This is a genomic window from Marinobacterium maritimum (assembly GCF_039523155.1).
Taxonomy (GTDB): domain Bacteria; phylum Pseudomonadota; class Gammaproteobacteria; order Pseudomonadales; family Balneatricaceae; genus Marinobacterium; species Marinobacterium maritimum.
Map to the genome: position 1 here is coordinate 1 of NZ_BAAAET010000006.1, position 15970 is coordinate 15970.

15 protein-coding genes are annotated in these 15970 nt (G+C 57.8%); 4 read left to right on the forward strand and 11 right to left on the reverse strand.

The annotated features are described in order from the left end of the window. Positions 1-474 precede the first annotated feature (474 nt). The 10 genes from tatC to ABD013_RS16515 form a co-directional block, all read right to left on the reverse strand. Positions 475-1266 (reverse strand): twin-arginine translocase subunit TatC, encoded by a 792-nt coding sequence (tatC, locus tag ABD013_RS16470; protein WP_343808495.1) that lies wholly within the window; start codon positions 1264-1266, stop codon positions 475-477. Further along, positions 1263-1622 carry a Sec-independent protein translocase protein TatB gene (gene tatB, locus ABD013_RS16475; protein WP_343808497.1) on the reverse strand — a complete coding sequence of 120 codons (360 nt, stop codon included), beginning with the start codon at positions 1620-1622 and terminating at the stop codon, positions 1263-1265. The genes tatC and tatB overlap by 4 nt, the downstream gene beginning before the upstream one ends. An 11-nt stretch (positions 1623-1633) precedes the next feature. Then, entirely contained in the window at positions 1634-1891 is a 258-nt protein-coding gene (gene tatA / locus ABD013_RS16480; RefSeq protein WP_343808499.1) for a Sec-independent protein translocase subunit TatA, read from the reverse strand. Between the two features lie 85 nt (positions 1892-1976). Next, the gene (locus ABD013_RS16485) at positions 1977-2306 is read right to left on the reverse strand and encodes a phosphoribosyl-ATP diphosphatase (protein WP_343808502.1); all 330 of its coding nucleotides are present in this window, start codon (positions 2304-2306) and stop codon (positions 1977-1979) included. A 3-nt stretch (positions 2307-2309) separates the two neighbouring features. Continuing rightward, entirely contained in the window at positions 2310-2708 is a 399-nt protein-coding gene (gene hisI / locus ABD013_RS16490; protein WP_343808505.1) for a phosphoribosyl-AMP cyclohydrolase, read from the reverse strand. A 72-nt stretch (positions 2709-2780) separates the two neighbouring features. Beyond that, on the reverse strand, positions 2781-4412 hold the full coding sequence (gene ubiB, locus ABD013_RS16495; protein ID WP_343808508.1) for a ubiquinone biosynthesis regulatory protein kinase UbiB: 1632 nt from the start codon (positions 4410-4412) through the stop codon (positions 2781-2783). A gap of 39 nt (positions 4413-4451) precedes the next feature. Then, positions 4452-6017: a diguanylate cyclase gene (locus ABD013_RS16500; RefSeq protein WP_343808511.1), complete on the reverse strand. Its 1566-nt coding sequence runs from the start codon at positions 6015-6017 to the stop codon at positions 4452-4454. A gap of 123 nt (positions 6018-6140) precedes the next feature. Then, positions 6141-6764: a thiol:disulfide interchange protein DsbA/DsbL gene (locus tag ABD013_RS16505; protein ID WP_343808514.1), complete on the reverse strand. Its 624-nt coding sequence runs from the start codon at positions 6762-6764 to the stop codon at positions 6141-6143. Positions 6765-6904: 140 nt separating this feature from the next. Further along, the gene (locus ABD013_RS16510; RefSeq protein ID WP_343808516.1) at positions 6905-7507 is read right to left on the reverse strand and encodes a c-type cytochrome; all 603 of its coding nucleotides are present in this window, start codon (positions 7505-7507) and stop codon (positions 6905-6907) included. A 329-nt stretch (positions 7508-7836) separates the two neighbouring features. Next, complete coding sequence (locus tag ABD013_RS16515; protein ID WP_343808519.1) at positions 7837-8457, reverse strand: hypothetical protein; 621 nt, start codon at positions 8455-8457, stop codon at positions 7837-7839. A gap of 191 nt (positions 8458-8648) precedes the next feature. Between ABD013_RS16515 and yihA the strand changes: the two genes are divergently transcribed. Beyond that, on the forward strand, positions 8649-9293 hold the full coding sequence (gene yihA, locus ABD013_RS16520; RefSeq protein WP_343808522.1) for a ribosome biogenesis GTP-binding protein YihA/YsxC: 645 nt from the start codon (positions 8649-8651) through the stop codon (positions 9291-9293). Between the two features lie 183 nt (positions 9294-9476). Here the strand turns inward: yihA and polA are convergent, their stop codons facing one another. Then, a complete protein-coding gene (polA, locus tag ABD013_RS16525; RefSeq protein WP_343808525.1) occupies positions 9477-12221 on the reverse strand; it encodes a DNA polymerase I in 2745 nt (914 codons plus the stop codon). A gap of 99 nt (positions 12222-12320) precedes the next feature. On the opposite strand from polA, the gene ABD013_RS16530 reads away from it, so the two are divergent. From ABD013_RS16530 to uvrD, 3 genes are all read left to right on the forward strand, one after another. Continuing rightward, entirely contained in the window at positions 12321-12602 is a 282-nt protein-coding gene (locus ABD013_RS16530) for a DUF2782 domain-containing protein (RefSeq protein WP_343808528.1), read from the forward strand. Between the two features lie 6 nt (positions 12603-12608). Beyond that, entirely contained in the window at positions 12609-13580 is a 972-nt protein-coding gene (locus tag ABD013_RS16535; RefSeq protein WP_343808531.1) for a homoserine kinase, read from the forward strand. A 101-nt stretch (positions 13581-13681) separates the two neighbouring features. Beyond that, positions 13682-15892: a DNA helicase II gene (gene uvrD, locus ABD013_RS16540; protein WP_343808534.1), complete on the forward strand. Its 2211-nt coding sequence runs from the start codon at positions 13682-13684 to the stop codon at positions 15890-15892. Positions 15893-15970 lie beyond the last annotated feature (78 nt).

Here is a 15970-nt window from a genome sequence, read left to right on the forward strand (position 1 = left end):
TATTCAGTTAGGTTGCTTGCCTTGATTAAGCTTTGTGTGCTCAATCCTGACAAGCGCCCACACATATTACCTGATCAATTTGTTAAAGAGCGGGCTTGATCAACCGCACCGTTCGGTGCAACCTGTTGTCTCAAGCGAGGCGCATATCTTACTACGCCGAGTTTCGATGTCAACCTTTTTTTCGTTTTTTGTTTCAGTGCCGAAGCACCTCACAACGAACCGGTTGAAATCAAGGAGGTGAATTCTACATCAGAAATTTTATTGATTTCAAGAACTTACTTCCTTCTCATTTGAGGCTTCAGCGTTTCGCGAACCCTGTCGTCTCAAGCGAGGAGGCGTATTCTACGCATCCCCAGCGGGGAGTCAACGCCTTTCTGTAAAAAGTTTCAAAAAGGTTAAAAACGTAAACAGGCGCACCTTTTCTCAAAAGGGGCGCCTGTTTGCATACTGTATCCCGGTTCGAGATGGAGCAACTCACTGCCGATTCTGTTTCTCTTGCTCGATCGCCTCATCCAACTCGGCATCATCTTCAACACGAGGACGCTTGATCAGAATGCTGCCCAGCAAAATACCCAGCTCAAACAACAGCCACATGGGTACTGCCAGCAGGCTTTGCGAAATAATATCGGGCGGCGTCAGCAGCATCCCCAGTACGAAGCAGCCCACGATCACATAAGCACGCTTGGCTTTAAGGCCTTCTACCGATACCACCCCTGACCAGAGCAGCAACAGAGTTGCCACCGGGATCTCGAAAACGATGCCGAATGCAAAAAACAGCTTGAGCACGAAGTTGAGATAGCTGCTGATATCGGTCATCACCGCAATGTTTTCCGGTCCGACACTGGTAAAGAACCCAAAGATCAGCGGAAAAACGACGAAGTAGGCAAAGGCAACACCCAGATAGAACAGGAAGATGCTGGATGCCAGCAAGGGCACGGCAAGGCGTTTCTCATGCGAGTAGAGCCCTGGAGAGATAAAGCTCCAGGCCTGATGCAGCAGAAAAGGCATCGCCAGAAAAGCCGAGGCCACCAGAGTCAGTTTGAACGGAGCGAAAAAGGGCGAGGTAACATCGGTTGCGATCATGCTCGTCCCTTCCGGCAACAATGCCGTCAGCGGAGCCGACAACCAGGTATAGAGGTCATTGGCAAAGGCAAACAACCCCAGGAAGATCACCAGAATGGCCAACACCGAGTAGAGCAGGCGCTGGCGCAGCTCCACCAGGTGCGAAATCAGCGGCTGTTCCTGGTCCATGTGTTCTGCACTCATGGCTTGTCCTTAGTGCTGTCCGGCTGGCTGGCCTGGTCGTCACTGGCCGACGGCTCCGAGCGAGTAACCGAGGAGGTTCCAGCCTCACCCTTGTCGGCCGCAGCAGGCTGCTGAAAGGGTTGGCGCATCTCCTCCAACTCACGATCCAGCTGCTCTTTCTCAATAGCAGCGCTTCGCTTCAGCTCTTCCAGCCGCAACTCTTCACGAATTTCAGACTGAATGGAGGTCAGCGAACGACGCACGCGCCCCAGCCAAAGGCCGCAGGTACGGGCGGCTGTTGGCAGGCGCTCGGGCCCCAGTACCAGCAAGGCCACCACTCCCACGACCAGCAGCTCGAAAAAGCCAATATCAAACATGGCCGTTCGACTTACTTCTGCGCTTTATTGTCAGTCTTGCTGGCAGCAGAATCACCGTCCTTGAACTGAGCATCCTGCTCGGCAGACAGCTTCTTCTGCTCGTCAGCGGAGTCATTCTGCTCTTTGTCGTCTTCATTGACTGCTTTTTTGAAGCTTTTCAGTGCGCCCCCCAGGTCACCCCCGATGTTACGCAGCTTTTTGGTGCCAAACAGCAAAATGATGATGACCAGAACGATCAGCAACTGCCAAATACTAATTCCACCAAGCATAATGACTCCCAGGCTAAATGACGCTCAATTTGGATAAGGGTTGGCACGCGGGTGCGTGCAGCCGAACTCACGGAGTATTCGGCCGTTATTTGTTTCGAGACGCTTTCTCTTCCAGGCCAGACAGGTCGAACCGGCGCGCCAGCTCGTTCAGTACCGCTTCATGGCTTTCGCCCAAGTGGGACAGCATCACCAGAGAATGAAACCAGAGGTCGGCAGTTTCATAAATCAGATCAGATGTATCGCCGCTCAGGGCAGCATCCTTGGCAGCCAGCAGGGTTTCAACACTCTCTTCCCCTACCTTTTCCAGGATCTTGTTCAACCCCTTGGCATGCAGGGAAGCCACATAGGAGCTTTCGGGGTCCGCACCCTTACGGGCTTCGAGCACATCGTGCAGGCGGGCAAGTACATCAGTCATGGCTCAGGCCTTTTTGCTATAGATCTCGTCAGGGTTGCGGCGCACGTCATCCACAGTTTCCCACTCACTGCCATTGCGCAGCACGCGGTAGAAGCAGCTTTCGCGTCCGGTGTGGCAAGCGATGGCTCCCAGCTGCTCAACGCTGAGCAGTATCACATCACCGTCACAGTCGAGGCGCAGCTCATGCAACGTTTGTACGTGGCCAGACTCTTCACCCTTGCGCCACAGACGATTGCGTGAACGCGACCAGTAGATTGCGCGACCTTCCTCGACCGTCAGTCGCAGTGCTTCTTCGTTCATCCAGGCGACCATCAGCACACGACCGCTCTGGTGATCCTGGGCAATCGCCGGTACCAGCCCCTTTTCATCCCATTTGATCTGATCAAGCCAATCTACCGACATGCGCCTTCCATCTGTTCTGTTACTAATATAGTCAGTCGCGAAGCATAACCGATCCACGCAGCAGCGACTACCTCAAGCACGCCACAGCAAGAGGCCTCCCACAGCCCCGGACAGATAGGCATACCAGGGCCAGTTGGTCACCAGCTGCCTCATCTCCGGTTGTGCCGCCAGTATCGCGACCACTACCAGGGCACTGCCAGACAACAGCAAACGTCGCTTGCGCTGCTGCATAACCTGCTGTTTTTCCAACAGCTGATACTGAACCCGGGCATCAGCTTCGGAATGCAGTTTCAGTTGTTCAAGACTGTCATATACCATCTGCGGCAGGTGCGGCAGCTTTTCCAGCCACTCAGGCGCCTGCTCCTTCACATTACGGTAGACCGCTTTTACGCCCATTCGCTCCTGCATCCAGTTTTCGAGGAACGGCTTGGCGGTCTGCCAAAGGTCCAGGTCAGGATAGAGCTGGCGACCCAGGCCTTCGATATTGAGCAGGGTTTTCTGCAATAGTACCAGCTGCGGCTGCACCTCCATGTTGAAGCGCCTCGCGGTCTGGAACAGGCCCAGCAACACCATGCCGAAGGAAATGTCCTTCAGTGGCTTTTCGAAAATCGGTTCACATACACTGCGGATCGCCGTCTCGAACGCATGGACATTGGTATCACGGGGTACCCAACCGGAGTCGATATGCAGTTGGGCTACCTGACGGTAGTCTCGCTTGAAAAAGGCAAGAATATTGCGTGCCAGATAACTCTGGTCCTCGGCATTCAGCGAACCGATGATGCCAAAGTCGACAGCGATGTACTGCGGGTCAGACGGGTTGTTACGGGACACGAAGATATTGCCCGGATGCATGTCCGCATGGAAGAAGCTGTCACGGAACACCTGGGTGAAGAAGATTTCGACCCCCCGTTCGGCCAGCTTCTTCATATCGGTACCCTGAGCTTTGAGCTGTGCCACATCAGCCACCGGGATACCATGGATTCGCTCCATCACCAGTACCTGCTGCCGCGTGTAATCCCAGAAGATTTCGGGTACGTAGAGGATTGGTGATTGATCAAAGTTTCGTCGCAGCTGGGAGCCGTTTGCAGCTTCCTTGCGCAGATCCAGCTCATCAAAGATGGTCTGCTCGTACTCCGCTACCACTTCTACCGGCCGCAGGCGACGCCCTTCAATCCACAGCGCATGGACCAGTCGCGCGATCAGGTAGAGCAGCGCCACATCCTGCCGGATGACCGCCCGGATACCGGGACGGATCACCTTGACCACCACCGCCTGGCCGGTATGCAGGGTCGCCGCATGAACCTGTGCCACTGAAGCGGACGCCATCGGGTCGACCTCGAACTGGGCAAACACCTCATCAATCGGCTGCTTCAGCTCTCGTTCGATGATTTTGCGCGCCCGCTCACCGGAAAAGGGGGGCACCCGGTCCTGTAGCTTGGCCAGCTCTTCCGCCAAATCGTCAGGCAGCAGGTCGCGCCGGGTCGACAGCATCTGACCGAACTTGATGAATACCGGGCCCAGCGCTTCCAGAGCCAGTCGCAGGCGTTCCGCCTGACTGCGTCTGGCCGGCAGGATATAGCGCCAGGGCAGCAGCCAGAACAGCGCGCGCACATACCAGGGCAGCAGTGGCTGGTTGAAGAAAGTATCGAGTCGGTAATAGGCGAAGATCCACGCGATCTTCAGCGAGCGCATTAGAGTCCGCACAGCCAGAGAGATCCTGTCCCGTTTAAAAGGAGGGCTATTTTAGCCTGTAAGGGCGGGCTGTGTCTGGTTTCGCCCCTGTTCTTTGGCACGATAAAGCGCCTTGTCGGCACGAGAGAACAGCGATTCGAGGTCATCCCCGTCCTGAACCTCGGCCACACCGAATGACAGGGTGACTTCGACGGGTTCGCCCTTGAAGTTGAAGGGGCTGTCCTGAACGGAAACACGCAGCTTCTCCGTCGCCTGCAGCGCCTCTTCTGCACTGGTAGACGGGAACAGAATGACAAACTCCTCGCCACCAAAACGGGCGATGAAATCCGTGCCTCGCAGATTCTGGCGCAGCACCTTGGCTACCAGTCGCAGCACCCGGTCACCGGCCAGATGGCCCAGCTGGTCATTAATTCGCTTGAAGAAGTCGATATCGCCTACGGCCATGGAGAAGTGGGCGCGGTATCGCTCCCAGCGCTGCATTTCAGTATCCAGATGCTGTTCATAGGCGGTCCGGTTCGGCAGGCCGGTCAGCGGATCCGTTCGTGCACGCAGCTGCTCCTCCTGCATGCGCGCACGTGCCTTGCTGGTTTCCAGCTCCATCTGATCAACCTTATGCAACAACTCGTCGTAACGCTGGTTCAGCCGGTCTTCCCGTTCCTGCTCATGCTGGCGAAACTGCTCCATGCTACGCATGATAGATGCCAGCTGGCGGGTCACACTATGCTTCAGCTGCCCCAGGTCTTCTGAATCTTTTACCGTGCGGTGGATGGTGCGCACGTCTCGGCGTACCTCTTCATCCAGCGTACGATGGGCATCACGTGCTTCGCGCTCATCACAGCGGCTATCCTCCAGAAACTGCTGTACATAGGCCAGCTGGGAGTTCAGCGTCAGCAGGTAATTTTCGAAGTCTTCCTGACTGTTGCCACCCGCCATGCGCACCAGCTCGGCGATAACCACAATTATTTCCGGTAAGCGCTCAAGCTTCAGCCCCTGTTCCAGCTCATGCACCACCCCCCTGGCCTTTTCAACACCCTCGGCCGGAACCTGAAGCAGCTCCAGCAGGCGTATCAGCTGACGTGCTATCTCGGCCTGAAGCAGTTCAAGATCCTGCTGGCTGTCACGATTGAGTTCGAACTCGTTGGCAGCCGCATCAGGCTCACTGCCGCGCAGCATACATCCCTGCAACTCCACCAGCTCATTCATCAACTCCGCCAATGAGGACAGTTGCTGTACTGCCACCGCTGATCGCCCTTCAGCATTCGCAATCAGGGGGTCGAGCGTGGCAACCCGATTCAGCTGGCGCAGCTGCTGACCCCAGCGTTTCAGCGAACGCTGCAGACTTTCCGCTGCATGCTGCCGGCTCAGATCATACTGGTTCAGCTGTTGTTTGACGCGACGACTGGAAGAAAGCACACGGGCATTATTCTGTGATTGCAGGGCCGTACTCAGGGTATCCAGCTCCTGATCGAGATCCGGAGCATTACCCTGCAGCCCCAGGCACAGGTGACGAATCAACGCATTCATCTGCTCTTTCAAGTGAGCATCAGCCTGCCGCTGCTGATCGACTTCAAGTGTCAGATCGGCATATTTCCGCTTCCAGTTGATCTGATCAGACACGAATTACCTCGTCACCGGGCTAAAGGAGTATCGCCTAATAGAATATTCACTTCTGCCGGGAATAGAAATGCAAAACCGCCTGTGCAAGGCGGTTTTCTTATACTGGATCAAGCAACAGTGCGATCAGTGCCCTGCACGCTCCCGTTCGACCAGATAGTCCACGACTTCGAGCATCTGCTTGTGTCCACCGGCGGACTGAGCTGTTACCCGGTACTTGCCGTTCACCACGATGGCCGGGACACCGGTAATTTCATAACTGCGCAGCCGGGAGTCACCCTGCTTCAGTTTCATGTTGACGGCAAAGGAGTCGTACAGCTTGTTGAATTTTTCCGGTTCAATGCCCAGCGGCGCATAAAAATCAGCCAAGGCCTTGGGGCCAGTGAAGCGTTTGCGCTGCAAGTGGATCGCATCAAACATCGCCTGATGGCTTTCCTCCACCTTGTGGCTCAGTTCAGCCACATAATAGGCACGCGCCAGCGGCTCCCAACTGCGCCCAAACACCACCGGCAACCCGACAAACTCCACATCATCGGCCTGCTGTTTACGCCATTTGGCCAACAGCGGCTCGAAGCTGTTGCAATGGGGGCACAGGTAGCCAAACGCCTCGGTCACTTCGATCTTGTCAGCTGAGGCCGTCTTGACCGGGAAGGGCAGTTCAAAATACTGGACTCCGGCGCGGTAGTCCTCCGCCCAGGCCAAGGTCGCCATAAGCGACAGTACCGCCGTCATCAGCAGTTTCTTCAACATACATCTCATCCTTATATCTTGTTGACGCGTCTCGGATAGACCGCACAGACTCAAGTTTAGTTCAGTAGGCCACCTTTTGACGCGCACAAAAAAGGCAGCCGAAGCTGCCCTTTCTGGTTGTGATCATCCAATGCTGATGATCAGTGCAGGCCCTGCACGTACTGAGCAACCGCTTTGATTTCAGCTTCGCTCAGTTTGCCAGCGATGTCACGCATCATACTGGCCGGATCATTGTTACGCTCGCCTTTGGCAAACTTGCCCAGAGCGGTTTCAACATACTGTGCATGCTGACCGCTAAGCGACGGATACGCAGCTGTATCGATGCCTTGACCAGTCGGACCGTGACAAGCGGTGCACGCTGCCACACCCTTTTCAGCAACACCGGCACGCCAGATTTTCTGGCCCAGCTCGACCTGATCAGCCGCAGCCTGACCCAGCTGAACCTTCTTGCTGGCGAAGTAAGCTGCGATATCGGCCAGATCCTGATCGCTCAGGTTGGTCAGGAGACCGGTCATCTCTGGAACGGTGCGTGCGCCGCTCTTGATATCGTTCAGCTGTTTCAGCAGGTATTTTTCACCCTGTCCAGCCAGTTTCGGGAAGTTACCTACAACACTGTTGCCATCTGCACTGTGACAGGCTGCACAAACGGCAGTCTTGGCCTGGCCCGCAGCTGCATCACCAGCCGCGTGAGCGACACCAGTGAGGCCGATGCTTACCAGTAAGCTGATCAGTAGTTTGTTCATTGACTAACCCAGACTCTTGCTTGACGAAATGTGTGTATATTTCCGCCCTTTGAAGTCAAAACGGCGAAAATGGCCAATCCTACGATTACCCTGACTGGAGACAGGCTCTGTTCGTGGGTAAAATTGGCGGCATTATAAACCGATTTGTGACCAATCTGAAAAAACGTTGCAAAACAACAGGTTGCACTACCAAGAATAGAGCAAGCCACAAACGTCAAATCGATAGCCATCCTTACGGTTACCGCATTCGCCAAATACTATACAGGCGCGCGCGATTTATCACTACAAAAAACGAGTGCATTACGCCGCAGATTCGACCAAGGTACGGTTTAGCGATATCCCCCTCCATGCCCCTGGTTTTTCCACCCGGGCCCCCGTTCGACAAGGCTGCAGCTCAATCGACCTTTGAGAAAATTCCCGGATTCGATCTGCCGGATTAGCCCCTGACGGTACTCGCGATGGTGACCCGCTACGCTGACACACCTTTCCGAACCTCTTCTGGCACTGTATTCATCTGGGCAAATAAATACTTGCTGGCCATCGAACCAGGCCACCGCCTCATGGGTACGATAGGAACGCTTGACCTCATGCAGTTCAATACCCAAAGACATGCCCATGACCAGATCCATCGCCACCGGCTTCAGCCGTTGCCACTCACCACCATTTCGATAAGCCGCCGGCTCCAGTACACACTGTACCCGTTCACCATAAGCCGCTTCGCGGCGCCTCAGCATCAGCTCATTTGCTTCTCGCCGTGCTTCTTCCGCACGGGCTTCAGCCTCCCGCGCCAGCCTGAGATCACGCGCCTGGTCCAGCTCAGCCTGTTGCTGACCGGCCTCCAGTTTCTGCTGCGGCGACAGTTGCTGCCAGCTTTCTTCATCCAGTCCCAATGGATAGGTTGTACAACCTGAAAGCAACAGTGCCACCAGCAAAGGGATCGAGGCTCGCATCAATCGTTATTCCCGGGTGTATTCGTAAAGACTTGAAGATCCGGCACTAACCTCGGCATGTCAAGCCTGGGCGCGATGACGCCTGTTCACTCTGTGTTAGAATGTCTGCAACCTTACTGAGCCTGGTGGCCGCCTTTACATGGCCACTGACCTGAACCTCATCACACTTATATCCAGCCGAGCCCATAGCCATGTCCACGCCCGACCTCGTTATCCATTACAACCTAGCTCGCTTCGAGATCAGCGCCGCACGGCTGGACCAGTGCCCCCCGGATACCGGTGCCGAGGTGGCTTTTGCCGGTCGCTCCAATGCTGGCAAGTCCAGTGCCATCAATGCACTGACCCAGCAGAACAGCCTGGCCCGCACCTCAAAGACGCCGGGCCGTACCCAGCTGATCAACTTTTTCAGCCTCAATATTGAAGGACTGAAGATCGTTGACCTGCCAGGCTACGGCTACGCCAAGGTACCGATCGCGATGAAGCAGCACTGGCAGCGCCACCTGGATGCCTACCTGCAGCATCGAGAGAGTCTGCGCGGCGTGGTGCTGGTGATGGATATTCGCCACCCGATGAAGGAGTTCGATGAGATGATGGTGCACTGGTGCGAAGCCACCGGGGTGCCGCTGCACGTGCTGCTGACCAAGGAAGACAAGCTCAAGCGCGGCCCAGCCAAGAACACTATGCTGCAGGTAAAGAAAACGCTGAAAGAACGTCTGGGTGACAAGGTCAGCGTACAAACCTTCTCTGCGTTGAAGAGCACCGGGGTCGATCAACTGCGCCAGCGTATCAACAGCTGGCTGCTGGAAGACCTGACCGAAGACGACAGCGAAGCCTGACAGGTCGCTAAACATCGTCAAAGAAAAACCCCGGCCGCAGGAAGGGGAAACCAGGGCCGGGGCAAGAGATGTCATGACAGAGCGAGCCACGGTCCACGCTGGCACAGACAATGGATTTTTCTTACGTGGCTCCTGAAGTGAGACAGCTCCTTCCCGAAAAGTTCACCAGTGTTTAAAAAAAGATCAGTGTGCCTGTTCCCAGTTATCGCCGATCCCCGCTTCGACCAGTAGCGGCACCGCCAGCTCGGCAGCTTGCTCCATCAATGGCTGCACCTGCTCGACAAAGCGCTCCACTTCCGACTCACGCACCTCGAACACCAGCTCATCGTGTACCTGCATGATCATGCGGGCATCCATCTCGCCCTGATCCAGCCAGTTATCCACTGCGATCATCGCCCGCTTGATGATATCCGCCGCCGTACCCTGCATCGGCGCGTTGATCGCCGTACGTTCCGCGGCCTGGCGCTTCATCGGGTTACGGTTGTTGATATCCGGCAGGTAAAGACGGCGGCCAAACAGGGTTTCAACATAGCCCTGGTCGCGTGCCTGGGCCCGGGTTTCATCCATGTAGCGCTGCACGCCCGGGTAGGTGGCAAAGTAGTGCTCGATATAGCGGCCCGCTTCCTTGTTACCGATGCCCAGCTGCTTGGCCAGACCAAAGGCAGACATACCGTAGATCAAGCCAAAGTTGATCGCCTTGGCGCTGCGACGCTGGTCAGTCGTAACTTTATCCACAGTGGTACCGAACACCTCGGCCGCCGTCGCCTTGTGGATATCTTCACCGTGACGGAAGGCATTGAGCAGCCCCTCGTCACCCGACAGGTGCGCCATGATACGCAGTTCGATCTGTGAATAATCCGCCGCGACGATCTTGTAGCCCTCGGGCGCGATGAAGGCGTTACGAATGCGGCGCCCTTCCGGCGTACGCACCGGGATGTTCTGCAGGTTAGGCTCCGACGATGACAGACGGCCAGTGGCAGTTACCGCCTGGTGATAGGAGGTGTGAATACGGCCGGTCGCCGGATTGATCATCTGCGGCAGTTTGTCGGTGTAGGTGCTCTTCAGCTTGCTCAGGCCACGCTGCTCGATCAGCAGTTTAGGCAGCGGATAGTCCAGCGCCAGCTCCTGCAGTACCTCTTCGGCGGTAGACGGTGCCCCTTTCGGCGTTTTCTTCTTCACCGGCAGGCCCATCTTGTCGAACAGGATCGCCTGCAGCTGCTTGGTGGAGTTGAGGTTGAACTCCTCGCCCGCCAGCTCGAAGGCTTCCTTTTCAATCTCGCCCAGGCGCAGCTCCAGCTCCCGGCTCTGCTCACCGAGAATTCGGGCATCCACCAATGCACCGCGATATTCCATTTTCGACAGCACCGGAATCAGGGGCCGCTCAATCTGCTCGAACACCTGCAGCAATTCGCCTTCGGCGGCCAGCTGCGGCTGCAGCTTCTGGTGCAGGCGCAGGGTGATATCGGCATCTTCGGCGGCATAGGGCGCCGCCTGCTCCAGCTCGATCTGGTTGAAGGTCAGCTGCTTCTTGCCCTTGCCGGCAATATCTTCGAAACTGGTGGTGGTCACACCCAGGTGGCGGTCGGCCAGGGTGTCCATGTCGTGGCGGCTGGCGGTGGAGTTGAGCACGTAGGACTCGAGCATGGTGTCGGCACCGATGCCCTGCAGCTCGATACCGTAATGGCGCAGCACGTTCATGTCGTACTTGATGTGCTGACCGATCTTTTTCAGTGCCGGATCTTCCAGCAGCGGCTTCAGCTGCGCCAGCACCGCGGCACGGTCCAGCTGCTCCGGCGCACCCATGTAATCGTGCGCCAGCGGCACATAGGCCGCCTTGCCCGCTTCAACGGCAAAGGAGACCCCGACCAGCTGCGCCTCCATATAGTTGAGACTGGTGGTTTCGGTATCGAAGGCGAACTCGCCGGCCGCCTTCAATTTTGCTAACCAGGCATCGAAGGCTGCCTGGGTCAGCACGGTTTCGTATTCGGTTTCGATGGCATCTTCAGATTCGACCGGCTCATCGGCGCCCAGCTCTTCTGCATCACCGGCTTCCAGTTCACGCACCCAGCTCTTGAACTCGAACTGCCTGAACAGCTCAACCAGCTGCTCGGGCTCGGGCTTGGGCAGGGTGATGTCGTGCAGGTCGATATGCAGCGGCACATCTGTCTTGATCGTCGCCAGCAGGTAGGACAGCTCCGCCGCTTCGCGGTTCTCTTCCAGCTTCTTCGGCATGGTCTTGGAACCGCGGAAGCCCAGCTCGGGGATCCGGTCCAGGTTTGCATAGAGGTCACTGATGCCACCGACACCCTGCAGCAGCGCCAGCGCAGTCTTTTCACCCACCCCCGGCACGCCCGGGATGTTGTCAACCTTGTCGCCCATCAGTGCGAGCAGGTCGATCACCAGGCGTGGCGGCACGCCGAACTTCTCTTCGACACCGGCCACATCCATTTTGGTGTCGTTCATGGTGTTGATCAGGGTGACGTGCTCATCCACCAACTGGGCCATATCCTTGTCGCCGGTGGAGATAACCACCGGTCGACCGGACTCGCTGGCCTGACGCGCCAGCGTCCCGATGACGTCATCCGCCTCCACCCCTTCCTCGACAAACAGCGGCAACCCCATGGCACGGATAATGGCATGGATCGGCTCTACCTGAGTGCGCAGGTCGTCCGGCATCGGCGGCCGGTGTGACTTATACTCAACATAGATCTCGTCGCGGAAGGTCTTGCCCTTGGCATCGAAGATCACCGCGACCGGGCTGTCAGGATAATCCTTGAGCAACCGCTTGAGCATCGAGGTCACCACGCGAATGGCGCCGGTGGGCGTACCATCGGCAGTGCGCAGATCCGCCTGCTGGGAAGCAAAGAAGGCGCGATAAAGGTAGGAGGAGCCATCCACCAGAATGACCGGGGCGTGCTGTTCGCTCATGGGAGTATCCATATATCTGTTTCGAGGGGTTGTTCGTGCCTGCGACAAGGCCCACAATCATAGACAATTCGACCCCGACTAACCAATTGGGAAGCAATGATGCTGAAAAAACTGACACTGGCCGCCGTGCTGGCCCTTGCGCCCCTGGCCCAGGCAGAAGTAGTAGACGACCCGGCACTGACCGAGCCGGAGATCACCATCACCCACGATGGTGACAGCACCTACTACGAGTACACCGTTAACGGCCAGCTCAAGGAGATCAAGGTAGTGCCCAAGGTGGGCAAGCCCTACTACCTGGTGCCGGCCGAAGGCTCGCAGAAATTCATCCGCGTGGAGGAATCACAGCTGCTGATTCCGAAATGGGTCATCTTCCGCTGGTAACCGACCTTGGCCGTTTATACTCAGATCTCCCGCCCCCAGCTTGAAGCCCTGCTCGAGGACTATACCCTTGGGCAACTGGTGGACTTTAGCGGCATTGAAGGCGGCATCGAAAACAGCAACTACTTTGTCACCCTGGAACAGAATGGGCAGCAGACCGATTACGTGCTGACGCTGTTCGAAGAGCTGGGCCAGGACGAAATGCCCTTCTTCGTCGAGCTGGGCCAGTGGCTGCAGTCCCGCCAGGTCCCTGTGCCCCATGCGATCAAGGACCGCAACGGCATCGCGCTGAAGCAGCTGTGCGGCAAGCCGGCCTTCTTCCAGCCTCGTTTCCACGGTCACCATCTGGATCGCGAACAGATTACGACGCAGCACTGCGCCGAGATAGGAGCTGCCCTGGCCCGCTTCCACCTGGCCGGCGAGGACTTTTACCTGCGTCGCCAGGCGCAACGCGGCGTGTTCTGGTGGCGCCGCGAAAGTCAGGCGATCCGTCACCTGCTCAAGCCGGAAGATGCCGAACTGCTGCAGCAGGAAGTGGCCCTGTTCGACGAGCTGCGTAACCAGCCGTTCGGGCTGCCGCTGGGTACCATCCACGGGGACCTGTTTCACGACAATGCGCTGTTCGTCGACAACCACCTGGAAGCGATCCTCGATATTTACAACGCTGCCACCGCTTTCCTGCTGTTCGACCTGGCCATCGTAGCCAACGACTGGTGTACCGACAGCCTGGGTCGAGTAGATCCGATTCGGGAGCAGGCGCTGACCCGTGCCTATGCCGGCGTGCGCGCTTTCAGCGACGAAGAGATGGCCGCCTGGCCGACCCTGACGCGTACTGCAGCCATGCGTTTCTGGCTGTCGCGGCTGATCCCCTGGCTGGGCATCGAGCAGGCCTCCCGTGCCGGCATCACTACCAAGCTGAAGGATCCGGACGAGTTCCGCCGTATCCTGATCAACCGCATCGACACCCCCGCCACGATTTAACCCTCTGCGGCACCCGGTCACCCTTGGGTTCAGACCCGGTGCCGCAGGCTGGTATACTGCCTCTTTCATCCTTCATCATTTCTCATCAACGCGCAGGTCCCATGGACGTTACACATATCATCGACTCGCTCAACGACCACCAGCGGCAGGCCGTGACCGCTGACGTGAAGAACCTGCTGGTGCTGGCCGGCGCCGGTTCCGGCAAGACACGGGTACTGGTGCATCGCATCGCCTGGCTGATCGAGACCGAGGGTCTGTCGCCCTACTCGATCATGGGAGTGACCTTCACCAACAAGGCGGCGCGAGAAATGCGCGGACGTATCGAGCACCTGCTGGGGATCAACACTCACGGCATGTGGGTGGGCACCTTCCATGGCCTGGCTCACCGCCTGCTGCGCGCCCACTGGCGCGATGCCGGTTTGCGCGACAACTTCCAGATCATGGACAGCGACGACCAGCTGCGCCTGCTCAAGCGGCTGTGCAAGGAGATGAACCTGGACGACAGCCGCTGGCCGGCGCGCCAGTTCCAGTGGTTTATCAATGCGCAGAAGGATGAAGGCCTGCGCAGCGCCCATATCGAGCGTACCGGCGACCCCTACCAGACGATGATGATCCGGGTATACGAAGCCTACGAAGATGCCTGCGAACGTGGCGGCATGATCGACTTCGGCGAATTGCTGCTGCGCGCCCTGGAACTGCTGCGTGACCGTGCGCCCCAGCTGCTGCAACACTACCGCGAACGCTTCCGCTACGTGCTGGTGGACGAGTTCCAGGACACAAATGCCATCCAGTACGCCTGGCTGCGTCTGCTCTGCGAAGGCGAGAACAAGCTGATGGCGGTGGGTGATGACGACCAGTCGATCTACGGCTGGCGTGGTGCCCGCATCGAGAACATCCAGCACCTGGAAGAGCACTTCCCCGGCACCGAGACCATCCGTCTGGAGCAGAACTACCGCTCCACCGGTACCATTCTGCAGGCGGCCAACGCGGTGATCCAGAACAACTTCGGCCGCCTCGGCAAAGAGCTGTGGACCGAACTGGGCGAGGGCGAACCGATCTCACTGTACAGTGCCTTCAACGAACAGGACGAAGCACGCTTCATCGTCGACCAGATTCAGAAGTGGGTCGAAGAGGGCAACCGCCGCGACGAATCCGCGATCCTGTACCGATCCAATGCCCAGTCCCGCGTACTGGAAGAGATGCTAATCCGTGCCGGCATGCCCTACCGCATCTATGGCGGCCAGCGCTTCTACGACCGACTGGAGATCAAGAACGCCCTCGCCTACCTGCGCCTGCTGGCCAACCGTGACGACGACACTGCGATGGAACGGATCATCAACGTGCCCACCCGCGGCATCGGCACCCGCACCATCGAGGCGATCCGCGACCACGCCCGCGGCGAGAACGTGTCCATGTGGCGCGCCGCCAACGAGATCACCGAACTGAAAACGCTGCCGGCCCGTGCCAACAACGCGCTGCAGGCGTTCATCGACCTGGTCAACCAGCTCGACAGTGACACCCGAGAAGTCGAGCTGCACGAGCAGACCGAGCACGTCATCGAACACTCCGGCCTGATCCAGCACCACGAGAAGGAGAAAGGCGAAAAGGCCCAGTCCCGCATCGAGAACCTGGAGGAACTGGTCAACGCCACTCGCCAGTTCATGGGTCAGTGGCAGGAAGACAATGAAGACGGCTTCAGTTCACCACTGGCGGCCTTCCTCGACCAGGCCGCACTGGATGCCGGCGAGACCCAGGCCGACGTCAATACCGACAGCGTCCAGCTGATGACACTGCACTCGGCCAAGGGGCTGGAGTTCCCGCTGGTGTTCCTGGCCGGCATGGAAGAAGGCCTCTTCCCACACAGCATGTCGGTGGAAGAGCCGGGCCGCCTCGAGGAGGAGCGCCGCCTCTGCTACGTGGGCATCACCCGCGCCATGCAGAAGCTGCACATCACCTACGCCGAGTCCCGCCGCTTGCACGGCAAGGAGACCTTTAACCGGGTGTCCCGTTTCGTTAACGAGATTCCGCCGCAGCTGATCGAAGAGGTCCGCCTCAACGCCACGGTACGCCGCCCCTACGGTGCACAGCAGGAACAACCCAGCAGCCTCTTTGGCGGCGGCTCCTCCCTGTCCAGCGCCGAGGTACCCAGCACCGATCTGAGTCTGGGTCAGCCGGTAATGCACGCCAAGTTCGGCCCGGGTATCGTGACCAATTTCGAAGGCAGTGGTCCCAAGGCACGGGTGCAGGTGAATTTCGAAGAGGTCGGCAGCAAGTGGCTGGTGGTCGGCTTCGCCAACCTGCAGCCTCTCTGACCATCCACCGGGTGTAAAAACCGTTATCGAGGCAGCCGGGACAAGCGGAACACCGCCCGGGCAGCAACAGGCGCAAAA

What these genes read in the sequence shown, in the direction of transcription:
- tatC (WP_343808495.1), bottom strand. Translation starts at nt 1,266, where the DNA reads ATGAGTGCAGAACACATGGACCAGGAACAGCCGCTGATTTCGCACCTG.
- tatB (WP_343808497.1), bottom strand. Translation starts at nt 1,622, where the DNA reads ATGTTTGATATTGGCTTTTTCGAGCTGCTGGTCGTGGGAGTGGTGGCC.
- tatA (WP_343808499.1), bottom strand. Translation starts at nt 1,891, where the DNA reads ATGCTTGGTGGAATTAGTATTTGGCAGTTGCTGATCGTTCTGGTCATC.
- ABD013_RS16485 (WP_343808502.1), bottom strand. Translation starts at nt 2,306, where the DNA reads ATGACTGATGTACTTGCCCGCCTGCACGATGTGCTCGAAGCCCGTAAG.
- hisI (WP_343808505.1), bottom strand. Translation starts at nt 2,708, where the DNA reads ATGTCGGTAGATTGGCTTGATCAGATCAAATGGGATGAAAAGGGGCTG.
- ABD013_RS16505 (WP_343808514.1), bottom strand. Translation starts at nt 6,764, where the DNA reads ATGTTGAAGAAACTGCTGATGACGGCGGTACTGTCGCTTATGGCGACC.
- ABD013_RS16510 (WP_343808516.1), bottom strand. Translation starts at nt 7,507, where the DNA reads ATGAACAAACTACTGATCAGCTTACTGGTAAGCATCGGCCTCACTGGT.
- ABD013_RS16515 (WP_343808519.1), bottom strand. Translation starts at nt 8,457, where the DNA reads ATGCGAGCCTCGATCCCTTTGCTGGTGGCACTGTTGCTTTCAGGTTGT.
- yihA (WP_343808522.1), top strand. Translation starts at nt 8,649, where the DNA reads ATGTCCACGCCCGACCTCGTTATCCATTACAACCTAGCTCGCTTCGAG.
- polA (WP_343808525.1), bottom strand. Translation starts at nt 12,221, where the DNA reads ATGAGCGAACAGCACGCCCCGGTCATTCTGGTGGATGGCTCCTCCTAC.
- ABD013_RS16530 (WP_343808528.1), top strand. Translation starts at nt 12,321, where the DNA reads ATGCTGAAAAAACTGACACTGGCCGCCGTGCTGGCCCTTGCGCCCCTG.
- uvrD (WP_343808534.1), top strand. Translation starts at nt 13,682, where the DNA reads ATGGACGTTACACATATCATCGACTCGCTCAACGACCACCAGCGGCAG.